Below are 15,346 nucleotides of genomic sequence, written 5' to 3' on the forward strand. Positions count from 1 at the left end.
TAGTACTGAAAAACCCGCAGAGATGCGGGTTTTTTTATGCCTGCGATAACGGCTATTCACGGCAGAGCAACCGTTAGTCGGCTACCGTACAGTTTATGCACTGATAGCGTTCTGATTGCATTGCGAGTTACAGGCCCGGGTCTAGAGTACTTATCGGATCCAATCGTGATTTGAAGTCGGTCACACAATAGAGAAGCAGCATGGATGGCGCTCACCTTCAACCACAGCCACGGGATGGTGGCAGCTCGGTTCTACTGGTGGTAGATGATTACCCCGAGAACCTCATCAGTATGCGGGCCTTGCTGGCCCGGCAGGATTGGCAAGTATTGACCGCAAGTTCGGGGGTGGAAGCCCTGAGTGCCTTGCTCGAACACGACGTCGACCTGGTCTTGCTGGACGTACAGATGCCAGAAATGGACGGCTTCGAAGTCGCCCGGCTGATGCGCGGCAGCCAGCGCACGCGGCTGACCCCGATCATCTTCCTTACCGCTAACGAACAGTCCGATGCCGCCGTGCTGAAGGGGTACGCCAGTGGCGCGGTGGACTACATGTTCAAGCCGTTCGACCCGCAGATTCTCAAGCCCAAGGTCCAGGCCCTGCTCGATCAGCAACGCAACCGGCGCATGTTGCAGCAACTGACCCGCGAGCTGGAAACGGCCAGGGCGTTCAACGCTTCGATTCTGGAAAACGCCGCCGAAGGGATTCTGGTGGTAGATGCCGCCGGCACCATAAGCTTCGCCAACCCAGCCATTTCACGCTTGCTGGCAGCGCCAGTGGAGCAGTTGCAGGGCGCCCAGTTGCTTGACCTGGTGCAAATGGCCAACGCCAACCTGTGGAGCGAGTCGGACTTCTACCAGGCCTACTTGGGGCGGCGGATTTTCCGCGTGCACGATGCCCAGTTACGCACCCTGGGGGGCGAACTGGTACCGGTCGCGTTGTCGTGTGCACCCCTGCCGGCCGATCAGCAGGCGATGGTGGTGACAGTGCTGGACATGTCGGTGGTGCGCAACCTCCACCAACAGCTTGAGTACCAAGCGGTGACAGACCCGCTGACCGGCCTGCTCAACCGCCGCGGTTTCTACCAGGCCGCTGAGGGCGTGCTGCTGCGCAACGAGCGCTCGGACAAGGCGCAGGCGCTGATGTACATGGACCTGGATGGCTTCAAGCGGATCAACGACTCGTTGGGCCATGAGGCGGGTGATCGCGTGCTGCGCTGGGTCGCTGAGCAGATCAAGGATTGCCTGGGCAGCGAGGCGCTGCTGGCACGGATGGGTGGTGATGAGTTCACGGCGTTGTTCGACAGCTTGCCTTACCCCGAGCAGGCCGGGCGTTACGCCGAGCGCTTGCTCGAGCGCATCTCCATCAGCCAGCAGGTGGAAGGGCTGGATGTGTGCCTTGGGGTCAGCATTGGTATCGCCACCTACCCCGACTGCGGTGCCACCGTCGAGGGCCTGCTGCGCGCAGCCGATGCGGCGATGTACGCGGCCAAGCAGGCTGGCCGCCAGCAATACCGCTTCTATGACCACGAGCTCAATGGCCGCGCACGTTCGCGGCTTATGCTTGAAGACGGTGTACGGGCAGCGATCGAACAGCAAGACTTCAGCCTGGTGTATCAACCCCAGGTGGGTTTCGCCGATGGCCACTTGCGCGGTTTCGAGGCGTTGTTGCGCTGGCAGCACCCCAGCGTTGGCGATGTGCCGCCGGGGCTGTTCATACCCTTGCTGGAAGAGGCCCGGCTGATCAACCGCCTGGCCAGTTGGATCTACCGCCAGGGGGCAGCGCAGCGCCAGGCCTGGTGCGATCGTTTCCCTCGCGACCTGGTGCTGGGTATCAGCCTGAGCCGTGCCCAGTTCGTCATGCCGGGCTTGGTCGAGGAGCTGCAGCGGGTGATCCTGGACTACCAGCTTGACCCCGCGCAGCTCGAAGTCGAGGTGGCGGAGACGTCGCTGATGTACAACATCGACGCGGCGGTGAAGCAGATACACCGCCTGCGTGAGCTGGGCGTGCGGGTGGCGCTGGATGATTTTGGCGCAGGTGACTGCTCGTTGCGCATGCTGCGGGACTTGCCGATCGATACCCTGAAGCTGGACCGCCACCTGGTGGCACGCCTGCCGGACTCTGCCGTGGACGCCGCGCTGGTGCGCAGCGTGGTGGGCCTGTGTGCCGACTACCGCATCACAGTGATCGCCGAAGGTGTAGAAACCCCGGCCCAGGCTGCGTGGCTGAAGGCAAACGGTTGCGCCTACGTGCAGGGTTTTCTGGTAGCGCACCCCATGACCGCAGCGGATGCCAGCGGCTTCCCGGCGATTTTCTCCTGGCCTCGGCCATGATTGGCTAGAATCGCCCTTCGTCACGCCGAATGCACTGCCATGACCGTATTACGTTACCTGCAAGCCTACCCCCCGCACCTGCAAGAGCAGGTGCGGCAGATGATCGACAGCGACCGCCTGGGCGAGTACCTGCAGCGTCGTTACCCCGACCGCCATGACGTGCAGAGCGACAAGGCGCTGTACGGTTATGCCCAGGCGTTGCGGCAGCAGTACCTGCGCAGTGCGCCTAACCTGGACAAGGTGCTGTTCGACAACCGCCTGGACCTGACCCACCGTGCGTTGGGGCTGAACACTGCGGTATCCCGGGTGCAGGGTGGCAAGCTGAAGGCGAAGAAGGAAATCCGCATCGCCGCTTTGTTCAAGGAGGCTGCGCCGCAGTTTTTGCGCATGATCGTGGTGCACGAGTTGGCGCACCTGCGTGAGCGCGACCATAACAAGGCGTTTTACCAGCTCTGTCAGCACATGGAGCCGGACTACCATCAACTGGAATTCGACCTGCGCGTCTACCTGACCTATCGGGAGCTGCCGGGCAACTGTTAAGGACCACGCAGCATGGAAGTGAGCAAGACCAAGAGCAGCTTCTACCGCCGCCTGTACGTGGCCTGGCTGATCGACAGCCAGACCGCGACCAGCGTGCCGGCGCTGATGGAGGCCACCGGCATGCCACGCCGCACGGCCCAGGACACCATCGCCGCCTTGGCCGACCTGGACATCGTCTGTGAGTTCGAGCAGCAGGAAGGCGCGCGCAATCATGCCGGGCATTACCGCATTCATGACTGGGGCGCGATCGACAAGCAGTGGATCATTCGGCATTTGCGTCAGATCCGCGAAGTGCTGGGGTATCCCTGACGTGCTCTAAAGTCGTCCTGTGGGAGATTGCCCAGCTTCTTGGCGTTGCGCTGCCGCGCAGAGACCAATGATCATTGTGGGAGCGGGCTTGTCCCGCGAATGGGGCTACGCGGTGCATGGCACCGGCTTCGCCGGTGTTCGCGGGGCAAGCCCGCTCCCACAGTGCCCCGGGCTTTCTCAGCCTTTACGCATACCGATATGCGCAATGTCATCCTCAAGGTATTCCTCACCCACCGCCTTAAACCCATGCCCTGCATAAAACCCTTGCAGATGCGCCTGCGCCGACAGGTACACCGGCGTACCCGGCCAGCAATGCTCGGCCGCCTCCAGCCCTTTGAGCAGCAACGCATGCCCCAGCTTGAGCCCGCGCGCCGCAGGTGACGTGACCACGCGGCCGATGACCACATCGCCCCCTTGGGATTGCGGGTCGAGCAGGCGCAGGTAAGCCACCAGCTTGTCGTCTTGCCAGGCCATCAGGTGCAGGGTGTCGCCGGTCAGGTCCTGGCCATCGACTTCCTGGTAGCTGCAGCGTTGCTCGACCACGAACACTTCAGTGCGCAACTGCAGGATGGCATAGAGCTGCTCCTTGCCGAGATCAGTGTGGTGCTTGCAAAGCCAGTCGATGGACATGGGCAGGAACTCCTTGAATGATCCGTCGATCATCGCAAATCCCAAGGCTACCGACGAGTGGCTGATTGCTGCAGGCGGTGTCATGCAGTCTTCGGCCAAAATAGAGGCAAAATGACACTATTGTCCGCTGCCTTCGGCTGCAGCTTTGTGTACGCTCAGCGGCAGTTGTGGTGAAGACCGCCTACACAGTGTGTGCCCTCCATTGCGAAAGGACTTGAGCATGCGGCCACTGCTTTGTGTTCTGGGGTTGCTGGCAGTGATGCTGGCCTCGCCCGCCCAGGGTCACGGCAAGCTGCGGCTTGTGGCGGACAACTGGCCACCGTTTACCGACACCAGCATGCCCGGCGGCGGTTTGGCGACCAGCATCGTCACCACTGCGCTGGCCCGGGCCGGATACACCAGCGCGTTCGAAGAAGTGCCCTGGGCGCGGGCGTTGATGGGCGTCAGCGAAGGGCGTTACGACGTGCTGATCAATGCTTGGCGCAACGACGCGCGTGCGCGCATTGGTCAGTTTTCCGACGCTTACCTGACTAACCGCATCCGCTTGCTCAAGCGCAAGGGTGAGGCGTTTGACTATCAGCATGCTGCCGATTTGTACCCCTACAGCATTGCCGTGGTGCGCGACTATGCCTACTCGCCCGATTTCGACGGCGATACCCGCTTGCACAAGGTGCCTGTGCGCAACTTCTCGTCAGCCGTGCGCATGTTGGCGGCAGGCCGGGTGAACCTGGCGGTAGAAGATGAATACGTGGCCCGTTACAACCTGCAGCGCGAACCGCAGGCGGTGCGTGATGGTGTGGAACTGATCGACCCGCCACTGGCGCAGAACAGCCTGCATATTCTGGTCAGCCTGAAACACCCGCAACACCAGCAGATTGTCGAACGGTTCGAACAGGCGATTGCGGCGATGAAAGCTGATGGCAGTTATGCGCGCTTGTTACGCCAGCATGGCTTTTGATCTCTAATACCCGTGCTGGCCTCTTCGCGGGTAAACCCGCTCCCACACAAGCGATACACACCCCCTGTGGGAGCGGGTTCACCCGCGAAGAGGCCGCCACAGGCCACATAGCATTTAGGCTGGAGCGCTTTCCTTGACCAGGTGCGCTGCCAGCGTGCGCAATGGCCCCAACTGCCTGCAAATCAGTGCCAGCTGAGTCTGCACCAACCGCTGGTGCTCATCCAGCTCTTCCGGCATCTGTTCCAGGTCGTTGGCCAGCGCTTCTTCGGCATCACTGTGGATCGCCACCGGTAGCCGCGCCGCCAGGCCATTGGCGATTTCATCCAGGCTGTTGGCCAGGCTTTGCCCCGCGCCCTCGATCAACTGCTCCTGCACCTCCGCCGGCAAGGCGGTGTCGCGGTGCGCGCCGAGCCCGGAGAGGTAGCTCAGCAGCGTGTGCGACAACACCAGGAAACGGAAGCCAACGTCCGCTTCCTTGCGGAAGTGCCCCGGCTCCATGAGCATGTTGGCCAGCGTGGTCGACAGCGCCGCATCGGCGTTGTGGGCATTGCGGCGGGCCAGGCGGTAGGCGAGGTCGTCGCGTTTGCCGTGGGCATACTGCTGCATGATCTGGCGCAGGTACACGCTGGCGCAGGCCAAAGTGTTGGCCAGCGCCTTGTTCAAGCGCCGGCCTTGCCAGTCGGGCAGGAACAGGAACACCGCCAGAATGGCGATCAGGCTGCCCACCAGGGTATCGAACAGGCGCGGCAGGAACAGGCCGTAGCCGTCGCCGATCTGGTTGAAGCAGAACAGCACCATCAAGGTGATCGCTGCAGTTGCCAAGGTGTACCGGGTGGTGCGGTTGACGAAGAACACCACCCCGGCGACCACGGCGAACATCGACTGGATGATCGGGCTGGGGAACAGGTCGAACAGGGCCCAGCCGACCGTCAAACCGATGGCCGTGCCGAACACCCGCTGCACCAGCTTGCGCCGGGTCGCGCCGTAGTTGGGCTGGCAGACGAACAGCGTGGTGAGGATGATCCAGTAGCCCTGGGTCGGGTGAATCAAATGCACCATGCCGTAGCCGATCGACAGTGCCAGCGACAGGCGCAGGGCGTGGCGGAACAGCAGCGAGGTCGGCGTGAGCTGGGTGCGCAGGCGGCTCAACACATCCTTCAGCGAGCGTGGCGAACGGTCGAGCAGGCTGCTGTCACTGGCATCGGCCAGGCTGTCCGGGTTGCTGGCGGCGCCCAGCAGGCGGTCGAGGGTGGCAAGGTTGGCCGCCAATGCCCGCAACGACCGCAGCAGGCTACGCCAGGCCGGGTTGTTCTGGTTGCGCAAGTGCTCCAGGGAGGCGTTGAGGTCTTCGAGGGTGTCGGCAAACCGGCTGTCGAGCACGAACGGCTGGCGCAAGCGGATCGAGCGCGCCAGGTCTTGGCAGGCGGAGCCTTGATGACGCAGCAGGCGCTGGCAGCGGAACATCACGTCGCTGTGGAAGAACGCTTCGGCCAGGGCGTTGTACGGGTAATGCGAGGCGCTGACGCGCTCGTGAATGTCCTGGGCCAGAAAGTACAGCTTCAGGTAACGGCTGACCTTGGAATTTGGCTGGCTGTTGCCGACCCGGTGCAGGATGATTTCCTTGGCAGCGTTGAGCGCCGCGACCACCTTGCCATTCTGCTGGGCCAGCTCCAGGCGGCGGGCCTCCAGGTCGAGGTTGCGGATGGGTTCGAACAGGTTGGCCTTCAGCTTGAGGTAGCGCCCCAGCTCGAAAAACAGTTTGGCCAGGCTTTGCTGCACCGGCTGATTGGAGAACAACGCTTGCCACAGCACCGACAGTAGGCCGTACCAGGCCGCGCCCGCCACCAACAGCATCGGCTCGTGCCAGAAGTCATTCACCTGGCCGCCGCGTTGGTCCACGCCGATCATGGTGTACACCGACAGAATCAGCGTGGCTGAAGCGATCGCACCATAGCGCTCGCCCAGTGCACCGAGCATGGTCAGGCCGAAGGCCGCCAGGGCCAGGGCGCCGGCGAAGATCCAAGGGTAGGGGAACAGTAACTCGACCGACAGCGCGGCGATGGCAAAACACACCAGGGTTACCGCCAGCGCGCTGAGCCGGCCTTGCCAGCTGTCGTCGGTTTCGGCCAGGGCGCTGGCGATGATGCCCAGGAACAAGGGGATCAGCAGGGCCATTTCATCCTGGTACCAGCACAAGGCCATGCTGCCGGTAAGGGCGACCGTAACCCTGATGCTGTAGCTGAACTTGTCTTGGCCCCACAGGCGACGCAGTGACTGACGGAACGAGCTCGATGACATGATGGCCTTGGGCTGTGATCGAATGAATACAGTGCCGCACGGACCAGCAAGAAGCGTTCCGTGCTGCTGAATGGATTCTACTCTACACGAACTGCGCCGCAGCGTTAGCCGATGCCCATGCCCACTGGAAATTGAAACCGCCCAGGTGGCCGGTGACATCCAGCACCTCGCCAATGAAGTACAGCCCCGGGGCTTTGAGCGACTCCATGGTCTTGGACGACACCTCGCGGGTGTCCACGCCGCCCAGCGTCACTTCGGCGGTGCGATAGCCCTCGGTGCCAGCCGGTACCACCTGCCAGGCTGCCAGTTTTTCGGCGATCTGGGCCAGTTCTGCCGGGGTGTACTGCTTCATCGGCTTCGATTCGAACCACTGCTCGGCCAACAGGTTGGCCAGCTTGCGGGTGAACACCTCGCCAAGCACCGTCTTCAGTTCCGCGTTGGCGCGCTCGGCCTGCTGCTGTTGCAGCCAGGTCAGTGCATCGCGGTCCGGCAGCAGGTTGATCTCCACCGTGTCGCCGGCCTCCCAGAACGAGGAGATCTGCAGAATCGCCGGGCCGCTCAGGCCGCGGTGGGTAAACAGCAGGTTCTCGCGGAAGCTGGTGCCGTTGCAGCTGGCCGTGCAGTCCAGCGAGGTGCCCGACAGTTCAGTGCACAGTGCCTTGAGTTGGGGCTCGGTGATGGTGAAGGGCACCAGCCCGGCGCGGGTCGGCAGCAGGGTGTGGCCGAACTGGCGCGCCACCTGGTAGCCGAAGCCGGTAGCACCCAGGGTCGGGATCGACAGGCCGCCGGTGGCGATCACCAGCGACTGGCAGGCGAACTGCCCGGCACTGGTTTGCAGCAGGTAGCCGTTTTCGGTTTTCTCGATGTGCGAGATGCTGGTGTCCATGCGCAACTCGGCACCGGCCTCGTCGCACTCGGCCAGGAGCATGTTGAGGATGTCGCTGGCTTTGTTGTCGCAGAACAGCTGCCCGAGCTTCTTCTCGTGATACGGCACGCCATGCTTGGCCACCAACTCGATGAAGTCCCACTGGGTGTAGCGGGCCAGCGCCGACTTGCAGAAGTGCGCGTTGTGCGAAAGGAAGTTGGCTGGCTCGGTGTACATGTTGGTGAAGTTGCAGCGCCCGCCGCCGGACATCAGGATTTTCTTGCCTGGCTTGTTGGCGTGGTCGAGCAGCAGTACCCGGCGGCCACGGCGGGCGCTGAGCTGGGCGCACATCAGGCCGGCGGCGCCGGCGCCGAGGATGATCACGTCGGTGGTGTGCACGGGTTACCTCTTGAAGATTGCTGGGGCTGCCTTGCAGCCCTTTCGCGACACAAGGCCGCTCCTACAGGGGATCGCGTAACCCGTGTAGGAGCGGCCTTGTGTCGCGAAAGGGCCGCAAAGCGGCCCCAAAAGTTTTTTAAATGATGCGGACTTTCAGAACGCGGCCCTTGATCTTGCCGCTGTTCAGGCGCTGCATCGCCTGCTTGGCCAGTGCTCGTTCCACTGCCACGAAGGCCTGGAAATCGAAGATGGCGATCTTGCCCACCTGCTTGCCCGGGATGCCGGCATCGCCGGTCAATGCGCCGAGGATGTCACCCGGGCGCAGTTTGTCCTTGCGCCCGGCAGCGATGCACAAGGTGCTCATCACCGGCAGCATCGGCTCGCCGCCTTTATTTTTCAGGCTGTCCAACTGGTCCCAGCGCAGCGGGCTCTTCTGCAGCGCTTCGATGGCCTGGGCGCGGTGGCCTTCGGCCGGGGCCACCAGGCTGACCGCAACGCCCTTCTCGCCGGCACGGCCGGTACGGCCGACACGGTGCACGTGGATCTCGGCGTCACGCGCCAGCTCGACGTTGAGCACCATGTCCAGGCCGTCGATGTCCAGGCCGCGCGCGGCCACGTCGGTCGCCACCAGCACCGAGCTGCTGCGGTTGGCGAACATGGCCAGCACTTGGTCGCGGTCGCGCTGTTCGAGGTCACCGTGCAGGGCCTGGGCGACGATGCCTTTGGCCGTGAGGTGGGCGACCACGTCTTCGCACTGCTGCTTGGTGAAGCAGAACGCAACGCACGATTGCGGGCGATAGTGGCCGAGCACGCGAGTCACCGCTTCGAGGCGCTGTTGCGCGTCGATTTCGATGAAGCGTTGTTCGATCTGGTTGTCGGTGTGCAGGCTTTCGACCTTGACCTGCTGCGGGTTGCGCATGAAGTCTGCGGCAAGCTGCTTGATGCCGGACGGGTAGGTGGCCGAGAACAGCAGGGTCTGGCGGCGGGCCGGGGTCTTGCCGATGATGCTGGCGATGGCATCGAAGAAGCCCATGTCGAGCATGCGGTCAGCTTCGTCCAGGATCAGCGTATTGAGCCCGTCGAGTACCAGGGTGCCTTTGTCCAGGTGCTGCTGGATGCGCCCCGGGGTGCCGACGATGATGTGCGCACCATGCTCCAGCGACGCGATCTGCGGGCCGAGCGAAACGCCGCCGCAGAGGGTCAGGATCTTGATGTTGTCTTCGGCGCGGGCCAGCCGGCGCAACTCTTTGGCGACCTGGTCGGCGAGCTCGCGGGTCGGGCACAGGACCAGCGCCTGGCAACCGAAGTAGCGCGGGTTGATCGGGTTCAGCAGGCCGATGCCGAACGCAGCGGTCTTGCCGCTGCCGGTCTTGGCCTGGGCGATCAGGTCCTGGCCCTTGAGGATGACCGGCAGGCTCTGGGCCTGGATCGGCGTCATCGAGGCATAGCCGAGGGCGTCCAGGTTGGCCAGCATGGCGGCGGACAGCGGCAGGGTGGCAAAGGCGGTGGATTCGGTGGTCACGAGGCGGGCCTGTGTGGCGAAGCGAAAAATGCCGCACAGTCTACCAGCCTCATGGCCATTCGCCCTACGACTCCATGTGTTGTTCCGGACGACGGGCACGCCTTCCGTCTGTCGGCGCCAGTTGCAGGAAGATCGCTGCGGCCAGCATGGCCATGATGCCGATGGTCACGAAGGTCAGCTGGAAGGCGCCCAAGGTGCTTTCCACCCCCTCGGCGCTGCCGGCCGCCGTGAAGCCGCCCAGCAATGCACCGGCGCAAGCCACACCCAGGCTCAGCGCCAGTTGCGCGACCACCGACAGCAGGCTGTTGCCGCTGCTGGCGCTGGCATCGTCGAGGTCGATCAGGGTTACCGTGTTCATGGCCGTGAACTGCATGGAGTTCACGGCGCCGAGCAGGCCCAGTTGTATCAGCAGCACGGCGTAGGGCGTCTGCTCGTCGACCAGGCCGAGGCTGGCCAGCAGCAGGCCCAGCAGCAGGGTATTGCCGGTGAGGATGATGCGGTAGCCGAAGCGCTCGATCAGCGGCCGGGCGATGGACTTGGCCAGCATCGCCGCTGCAGCCAGCGGGATCATGCTCATGCCTGCCTGGGCTGGCGAATATCCCAGTGCCACCTGCAACAGCAAGGGCACGAGGAAGGGCAGGGCGCCGCTGCCCAGGCGCGCGAACAGGTTGCCGAGGATGCCGATGGCAAAGGTGCGCACGCGGAACAGGCTGGGCGAGAACAGCGGCTCGGGATCGCGCCCGGCCCGCAGCCAGTAGGCGGCCAGGCAGGCCATGCCAGCGAACAGCAGCAACATCACCCGCAAGTGCGGCAAGTGCAACTCGCCCAGGCCTTCCATGGCGATGGTGATCAGCACCATCGCCGCGCCGAACAAGAGGAAGCCTGGGCCATCGAAGCTGGTGCGCTCGGCGCCGCGCAGGTCAGGGATGAACTTCCACACGGCATAACAGCCGATGGCACCGACCGGCAGGTTGAGCAGGAAGATCCAGTGCCAGCTGAGGATTTCCACCAGCCAGCCACCGACCGTTGGGCCGAGTAGGGGGCCGAGCAGGCCGGGGATGGTGATGAAGCTCATGATCCGCACCAGCTCAGTGCGGGGGTAGGCGCGCAACACCACCAGCCGCCCGACCGGCAGCATCAGCGCACCGCCCAGGCCTTGAACGACGCGTGCCAGGATCAGAAAGCCCAGGCTGTTGGCGGCGGCGCACAACAGCGAGCCGAAGCTGAATAACAGGATTGCGCTGAAGAAGATGCGTTTGGTGCCAAAGCGGTCGGCGATCCAGCCGGAGGCGGGAATCAGCAAGGCCACGGTGAGCATGTAGGCGATGATCACGCCTTGCATGCGCAGCGGGTCCTCTTCCAGCGAGCGTGCCATGGCCGGCAGCGCGGTGTTGAGAATGGTGCCGTCCAGGGACTGCATGAAGAAAGCGATGGCCACGACCCAGGGGATCCAGCGGGCGGTGACGGGGTCCAGCGGGGTGCGTTCGGGCATGACGTCCTCGTTTGTCAGTGCCGGCCTCTTCGCGGGGCAAGCCCGCTCCCACAGGATCTCCACTGCCCTCGAATGGGGTGACATCTCTGTGGGAGCGGGCTTGCCCCGCGAAAGGGCCGGTAATGCCTATCACAATGTCAGGGTCAGGCCTTTGACCAATGCTCCCGGTAAATGACTCGACCCAGTACTGCGCTTTCCATAGGTACTGGTAGACAGGATCATCTCGCGCTCACGCGTCAGGTCCTCCAGCTGGCTGCCCAGCAAACTGTACAGGCTGTCATCGAAGCGCATGGTGCTTACCGGCCCCTGAATCTCGCCATTCTCCACCCAGAAGGTGGCAAAACGGGTCAGGCCGGTCATGCGTGCTGCTGGCAGGTCCGAGTAGTTCAGGTACCACAAGTTGCTGATATACAGCCCGGTGCCCAGCCGTTCGAGGATTGCTTCACTGGCCAGTTTGCCCGCCGCCAGGCTCAAGGCGCAGGGCGACTCGTAGCTGTCGGCGCCATTCGCCACCAGCGCGAACTCGGCCGCACTGCGTGCGCTGATCAGGCGCTGCACGGCTTGGCCTTGCTGGATCAGCGGCACATCGAGGCGGGGTGACCCCTCATCCGAAAACGCCGGGCTCAGCGAACCGCTGACCTGCTCGTCGAAGCTGACCAGCGGGCTCAGCTGGGCATCGCCGTTATACAGGCGCTGCAGGGCGCTGTTGCCAGTGGCCAGGGCCTGCGCAGAAAACCCGCCCCAGCACAGCATGCCGGCGATCTCGTCCATGGCCGCTGGCGCCAGGTAGGCGCGGTAACTGCCCGGTTTCAAGGTGATGGCGGGGCGGCCCAGGAACGCCAGTTGCTCGCGGGCCTGGCGCAGGCGCGCGACGAACTCGTCAGCGCTCCAGGCCTGCCCGGCATAGTTGGCTTTCACGGCCTGGCCGTTGCTGTGAAACAGGCTCCAGTCCATGTTGAAACTGTTGGCCTGGTGCCAGCCAAAGGCCCCGAACGAGCTGGCGAAGCCGCGACAGATCGGCCCGGCGGCGTAGATGCCGACCAGGTCCAGGTCGCCGGCTTCCCGTTCGATCAAGGCCAGCACTTCATCCAGTTCCGGCAGCGTGTGGTCTTGCTGGCTGTGGCTGTTCCACGGGGTTTCGTCCAGGCGCAGGTAGGGGTCGACGGCCAGCAGGGGCAAGGTCTGACGCAGTTGGCCCAGGGCATCGGCCAGGCGCGCGCGGTCCAGCACGGCATCATCGCCCAGGGTAATCAACTGCTCGGCCTGGCGGCCATCGCAGATCAGGCGCAGTTGCACACTGGCCTGGCTCACCTCGCCGGCCTGGCGCACCTTGGCGTGGTTGAAGCGCACGAACTGTGACTGCTCGGCGCTGTAGCCAAAGGTGAACTGTTCGCCCGGCTGCAGGGCATCGCGCAGGGCGCCAAGCAGGCTTTCGAAACGGTGTTGGGGTGTGGCGCTCATCAGGCGTCGCCTCCGAAGACATCGATCTGGCTGAACACGCAGGCCGGCGAAGCATGGCCGACCCGCACCACCTGGTTGGGCTCGCCTTTGCCGCAATTGGGCGTACCGAGCACCTGGAAGGTGCTGGCGTCGCCGACGGCGGACAAGTTGCGCCAGAACTGCGCCGAGATGCCGCGGTAGTTGGGGTTCTTGACGATGCCCTTGAGCTCGCCGTTTTCGATCAATTGGCCCCACTCGCAGCCGAACTGGAACTTGTTGCGGGCATCGTCGATGGACCAGGAGCGGTTGGTGCGCATCAGGATGCCGTGCTCGATGCCCTTGACCATCTGCGCCAGCGAGCGGTCGCCCGGCTCGATGTTGAGGTTGGCCATGCGGTCGATCGGTGCGCGGTTCCAGCCACAGGCACGGCTGTTGGCCACGCCGTCCAGGCCGGAGCGGAACTGCGACAGGGCGCCGCCCAACGGGCGCAGCAGCACGCCATCGCGGATCAGGAACTGCTTGCTGGCCTGGGTGCCGTCATCGTCGTAGCTGTAGCTGGCGAGTTCTTCGCCGATGGTCGGGTCGAAGGTCACGTTGAGCAGCTTCGAGCCGTATTGCAGGTGGCCGAAGTCACTGGCGTTGACGAAACTGGTGCCGGCGTAGTTGCGCTCGTCGCCGAGAATGCGGTCCATCTCCAGCGGGTGGCCGATGGACTCGTGAATCTGCAGCATCATCTGGTCGGGCATCAGCAGCAGGTCACGCGGGCCGCTGGGCGTATTGGGTGCCAGCAGCAGTTGCAGCGCCTCGTCGGCGACCCGCCGGGCGGCGCCGACCAGGCCACAGCGCTCGATGACCTCGAAGCCCCCCTGCTGGCCGAAGTTGTCCCGGCCCAGGCTGCGGCTCTGGCTGTCTTGGCCGTCACTGGCCGTCACGCTCAGGCCTGGGAACAGGAAGCGCTGGGCGTGGCGCAGCTCGGCGCCGGCGGAGTTGAGGTAGGTTTGTTCAACCAGGGTGATGTCCAGGCCGGCCTGCCAATCCACCAGGCGGTTGTCCTGGGGCACGCTGGCCGACTCGGCGGCGAGCAGGCCCAGGCAATCGGCGAGGTTGGGCAGGGGCTGGTCGAAGTTGGGCGAGACATGGTCGTGGCGTGCGCTGGTCACCGGTTGGTCGCGCAGGTCCAGCAGGCTATGCCTGGCGATCTGCCGGGCCAGCGCTTCGGCGCGTTCGAGCGCCTGCTGCAAGCCTTGTTGGGACAGGTCGGCGGTGGCCGCATAGGCCTCAACGCCGTTGACCCGCACGGTGAGCATGGCGCCCTCGTCCTGGCTGAAGAACGGCGGCTCGGCCACATTGCGGCGCACAGACAATGCCTGGTACGACTGCTTCACATGACGCAGGGAAAACAACTCGGCCGTGCTGCGCAGCCCAGCAAAGCGCTGGCGCAACAGGGCGCTGGAATCGAACATGCGGGAACCTCCGAGTCAGTGGTGGCTCCCCCTAGAACCACGCCACTCGCATGCTCAGGCCCGTATCGTCACGGGCCACGAGCAATGCCAGCTCATTATGGCAGCCAGGTACTTCCCTGGTCAGGAAATAACGCGGGCCGTTCAACCACCGCCTTCCCAGCAATGGGGCGGCGTTGTTACGCCCACTTTCTGGATGGCGGCCTTCAACATAGCATTCAGATGCGCTGCGACATGGTGTGAGGTGTCCGTTAGCAAGTAGACGTGGTGCTTTTCGAGGTCGGGCAAGCCCAGCCCTTCCACGTACGCGAGTGAGGTATCGGCGCTATCCAGCCCTTCGACAATGCCCACGGCCAGGCCACTTCTCATGCAGGCCAGTACCGCGTGCCAGTTGGCGCTTTCCAGCAGCACACGGTACGCAATGCCGTGGGCTTTCAGTGCCTGCAAGGCCGCCTCCCGGTACGGGCAACCCTTCAACTGCAGTGCCAGCGGCAAGGGGCGATTGGGGGCATGGCTGAATCCAGGCGCTGCGGCCCAGCGCGGCTGCGTCGAGCGAAGCCACTCGCCTTGCTGCCAGTCGTCACTGCTGACCGCTACAGCCAGGTCCAGCCGCTGTCGCGCAAACAGGTCGATGAGCTCTGCGCTGGAACGCGCTACAGCCTCCAACTCCAGCTTCGGGTTATTGGCGACGAACACCGGTAGAAAGTCGCTCATGAGGTTGGCGGCATAACCGTCGGGTACGCCTATGCGCACCTTGCCGGTCATCTGCTGTGGCGACAGCGTGGCCAGTAGCCTGTCGTGAGCCATCAAGAAACGTGTCGCTTCGCCCATCAGCTGACGGCCCGCAGGGGTTAGCTCCACCGACTGGTTACTGCGTGTGAACAATTGTTGCCCGATCTTTCCCTCCAGCTTCTGGATCTGCGTCGTCACCGCCGATGGGCTGCGGTGGACGTAGTCGGCCGCCGCCTTGAAACGGCCTAGCCGGGCCACTGCCTGGAAGGTTCTCAGTACATCGATGTCGAGGCCTTTGCCCATGGAGCCACCTGATTTGTTCGGATCGAACCAGCGCTTCGATTTAATCAACTGTACAGCCTTTATACCCA

General features: G+C 63.9%; 12 protein-coding genes and 1 pseudogene. 4 read left to right on the plus strand and 9 right to left on the minus strand.

Going from position 1 to position 15,346, the window contains the following annotated elements; genetic code table 11:
* The first annotated feature begins 200 nt into the window (after positions 1 to 200).
* The 3 genes from MFF34_RS18380 to MFF34_RS18390 are packed head-to-tail and all read left to right on the plus strand — an operon-like array spanning position 201 to position 3,179.
* Positions 201 to 2,330: a bifunctional diguanylate cyclase/phosphodiesterase gene (locus MFF34_RS18380; RefSeq protein WP_238215694.1), complete on the plus strand. Its 2,130-nt coding sequence runs from the start codon at positions 201 to 203 to the stop codon at positions 2,328 to 2,330.
* Positions 2,331 to 2,369: 39 nt separating this feature from the next.
* Positions 2,370 to 2,870, plus strand: coding sequence for a M48 family metallopeptidase (locus MFF34_RS18385; RefSeq protein ID WP_238215695.1), 501 nt, complete (start codon positions 2,370 to 2,372; stop codon positions 2,868 to 2,870).
* A 12-nt stretch (positions 2,871 to 2,882) separates the two neighbouring features.
* Positions 2,883 to 3,179, plus strand: coding sequence for a helix-turn-helix domain-containing protein (locus tag MFF34_RS18390; RefSeq protein WP_003249396.1), 297 nt, complete (start codon positions 2,883 to 2,885; stop codon positions 3,177 to 3,179).
* Between the two features lie 177 nt (positions 3,180 to 3,356).
* Here MFF34_RS18390 and MFF34_RS18395 read toward each other — a convergent pair whose 3' ends face one another.
* Positions 3,357 to 3,809, minus strand: coding sequence for a GNAT family N-acetyltransferase (locus MFF34_RS18395; protein ID WP_027592469.1), 453 nt, complete (start codon positions 3,807 to 3,809; stop codon positions 3,357 to 3,359).
* Positions 3,810 to 4,029: 220 nt separating this feature from the next.
* Here MFF34_RS18395 and MFF34_RS18400 point away from each other — a divergent pair, with 220 nt between their 5' ends.
* Positions 4,030 to 4,767: an ABC transporter substrate-binding protein gene (locus tag MFF34_RS18400; RefSeq protein WP_238215697.1), complete on the plus strand. Its 738-nt coding sequence runs from the start codon at positions 4,030 to 4,032 to the stop codon at positions 4,765 to 4,767.
* Between the two features lie 114 nt (positions 4,768 to 4,881).
* Here MFF34_RS18400 and yccS read toward each other — a convergent pair whose 3' ends face one another.
* The 8 genes and pseudogenes from yccS to MFF34_RS18435 all read right to left on the minus strand — a co-directional run bounded on the left by yccS (position 4,882) and on the right by MFF34_RS18435 (position 15,278).
* Positions 4,882 to 7,065, minus strand: coding sequence for a YccS family putative transporter (gene yccS / locus MFF34_RS18405; protein WP_238215699.1), 2,184 nt, complete (start codon positions 7,063 to 7,065; stop codon positions 4,882 to 4,884).
* Between the two features lie 82 nt (positions 7,066 to 7,147).
* Positions 7,148 to 8,329: an NAD(P)/FAD-dependent oxidoreductase gene (locus tag MFF34_RS18410; protein WP_099455527.1), complete on the minus strand. Its 1,182-nt coding sequence runs from the start codon at positions 8,327 to 8,329 to the stop codon at positions 7,148 to 7,150.
* Between the two features lie 136 nt (positions 8,330 to 8,465).
* Positions 8,466 to 9,803 (minus strand): ATP-dependent RNA helicase DbpA, encoded by a 1,338-nt coding sequence (gene dbpA / locus MFF34_RS18415; protein ID WP_238215777.1) that lies wholly within the window; start codon positions 9,801 to 9,803, stop codon positions 8,466 to 8,468.
* A gap of 112 nt (positions 9,804 to 9,915) precedes the next feature.
* Entirely contained in the window at positions 9,916 to 11,343 is a 1,428-nt protein-coding gene (mdtD, locus tag MFF34_RS18420; protein WP_099430611.1) for a multidrug transporter subunit MdtD, read from the minus strand.
* Between the two features lie 129 nt (positions 11,344 to 11,472).
* The gene (locus MFF34_RS18425) at positions 11,473 to 12,804 is read right to left on the minus strand and encodes a TldD/PmbA family protein (protein WP_238215701.1); all 1,332 of its coding nucleotides are present in this window, start codon (positions 12,802 to 12,804) and stop codon (positions 11,473 to 11,475) included.
* A complete protein-coding gene (locus tag MFF34_RS18430; protein ID WP_238215703.1) occupies positions 12,804 to 14,246 on the minus strand; it encodes a TldD/PmbA family protein in 1,443 nt (480 codons plus the stop codon). Before MFF34_RS18430 ends, MFF34_RS18425 begins: the two co-directional genes overlap by 1 nt.
* Before the next feature lie 31 nt (positions 14,247 to 14,277).
* Positions 14,278 to 14,391 (minus strand): annotated as a pseudogene (locus MFF34_RS28360) (hypothetical protein); the annotation flags it as partial.
* On the minus strand, positions 14,388 to 15,278 hold the full coding sequence (locus tag MFF34_RS18435) for a LysR substrate-binding domain-containing protein (RefSeq protein WP_238215705.1): 891 nt from the start codon (positions 15,276 to 15,278) through the stop codon (positions 14,388 to 14,390). The pseudogene MFF34_RS28360 and the gene MFF34_RS18435, both read right to left, overlap by 4 nt.
* Positions 15,279 to 15,346 lie beyond the last annotated feature (68 nt).

Source organism: Pseudomonas sp. PAGU 2196, from assembly GCF_022179005.1.
Lineage (GTDB): Bacteria > Pseudomonadota > Gammaproteobacteria > Pseudomonadales > Pseudomonadaceae > Aquipseudomonas > Aquipseudomonas kermanshahensis.

What these genes read in the sequence shown, in the direction of transcription:
- yccS (WP_238215699.1), bottom strand. Translation starts at nt 7,065, where the DNA reads ATGTCATCGAGCTCGTTCCGTCAGTCACTGCGTCGCCTGTGGGGCCAA.
- MFF34_RS18430 (WP_238215703.1), bottom strand. Translation starts at nt 14,246, where the DNA reads ATGTTCGATTCCAGCGCCCTGTTGCGCCAGCGCTTTGCTGGGCTGCGC.
- MFF34_RS18380 (WP_238215694.1), top strand. Translation starts at nt 201, where the DNA reads ATGGATGGCGCTCACCTTCAACCACAGCCACGGGATGGTGGCAGCTCG.
- MFF34_RS18435 (WP_238215705.1), bottom strand. Translation starts at nt 15,278, where the DNA reads ATGGGCAAAGGCCTCGACATCGATGTACTGAGAACCTTCCAGGCAGTG.
- MFF34_RS18390 (WP_003249396.1), top strand. Translation starts at nt 2,883, where the DNA reads ATGGAAGTGAGCAAGACCAAGAGCAGCTTCTACCGCCGCCTGTACGTG.
- MFF34_RS18400 (WP_238215697.1), top strand. Translation starts at nt 4,030, where the DNA reads ATGCGGCCACTGCTTTGTGTTCTGGGGTTGCTGGCAGTGATGCTGGCC.
- MFF34_RS18425 (WP_238215701.1), bottom strand. Translation starts at nt 12,804, where the DNA reads ATGAGCGCCACACCCCAACACCGTTTCGAAAGCCTGCTTGGCGCCCTG.
- mdtD (WP_099430611.1), bottom strand. Translation starts at nt 11,343, where the DNA reads ATGCCCGAACGCACCCCGCTGGACCCCGTCACCGCCCGCTGGATCCCC.
- MFF34_RS18385 (WP_238215695.1), top strand. Translation starts at nt 2,370, where the DNA reads ATGACCGTATTACGTTACCTGCAAGCCTACCCCCCGCACCTGCAAGAG.
- MFF34_RS18395 (WP_027592469.1), bottom strand. Translation starts at nt 3,809, where the DNA reads ATGTCCATCGACTGGCTTTGCAAGCACCACACTGATCTCGGCAAGGAG.
- dbpA (WP_238215777.1), bottom strand. Translation starts at nt 9,803, where the DNA reads ATGCTGGCCAACCTGGACGCCCTCGGCTATGCCTCGATGACGCCGATC.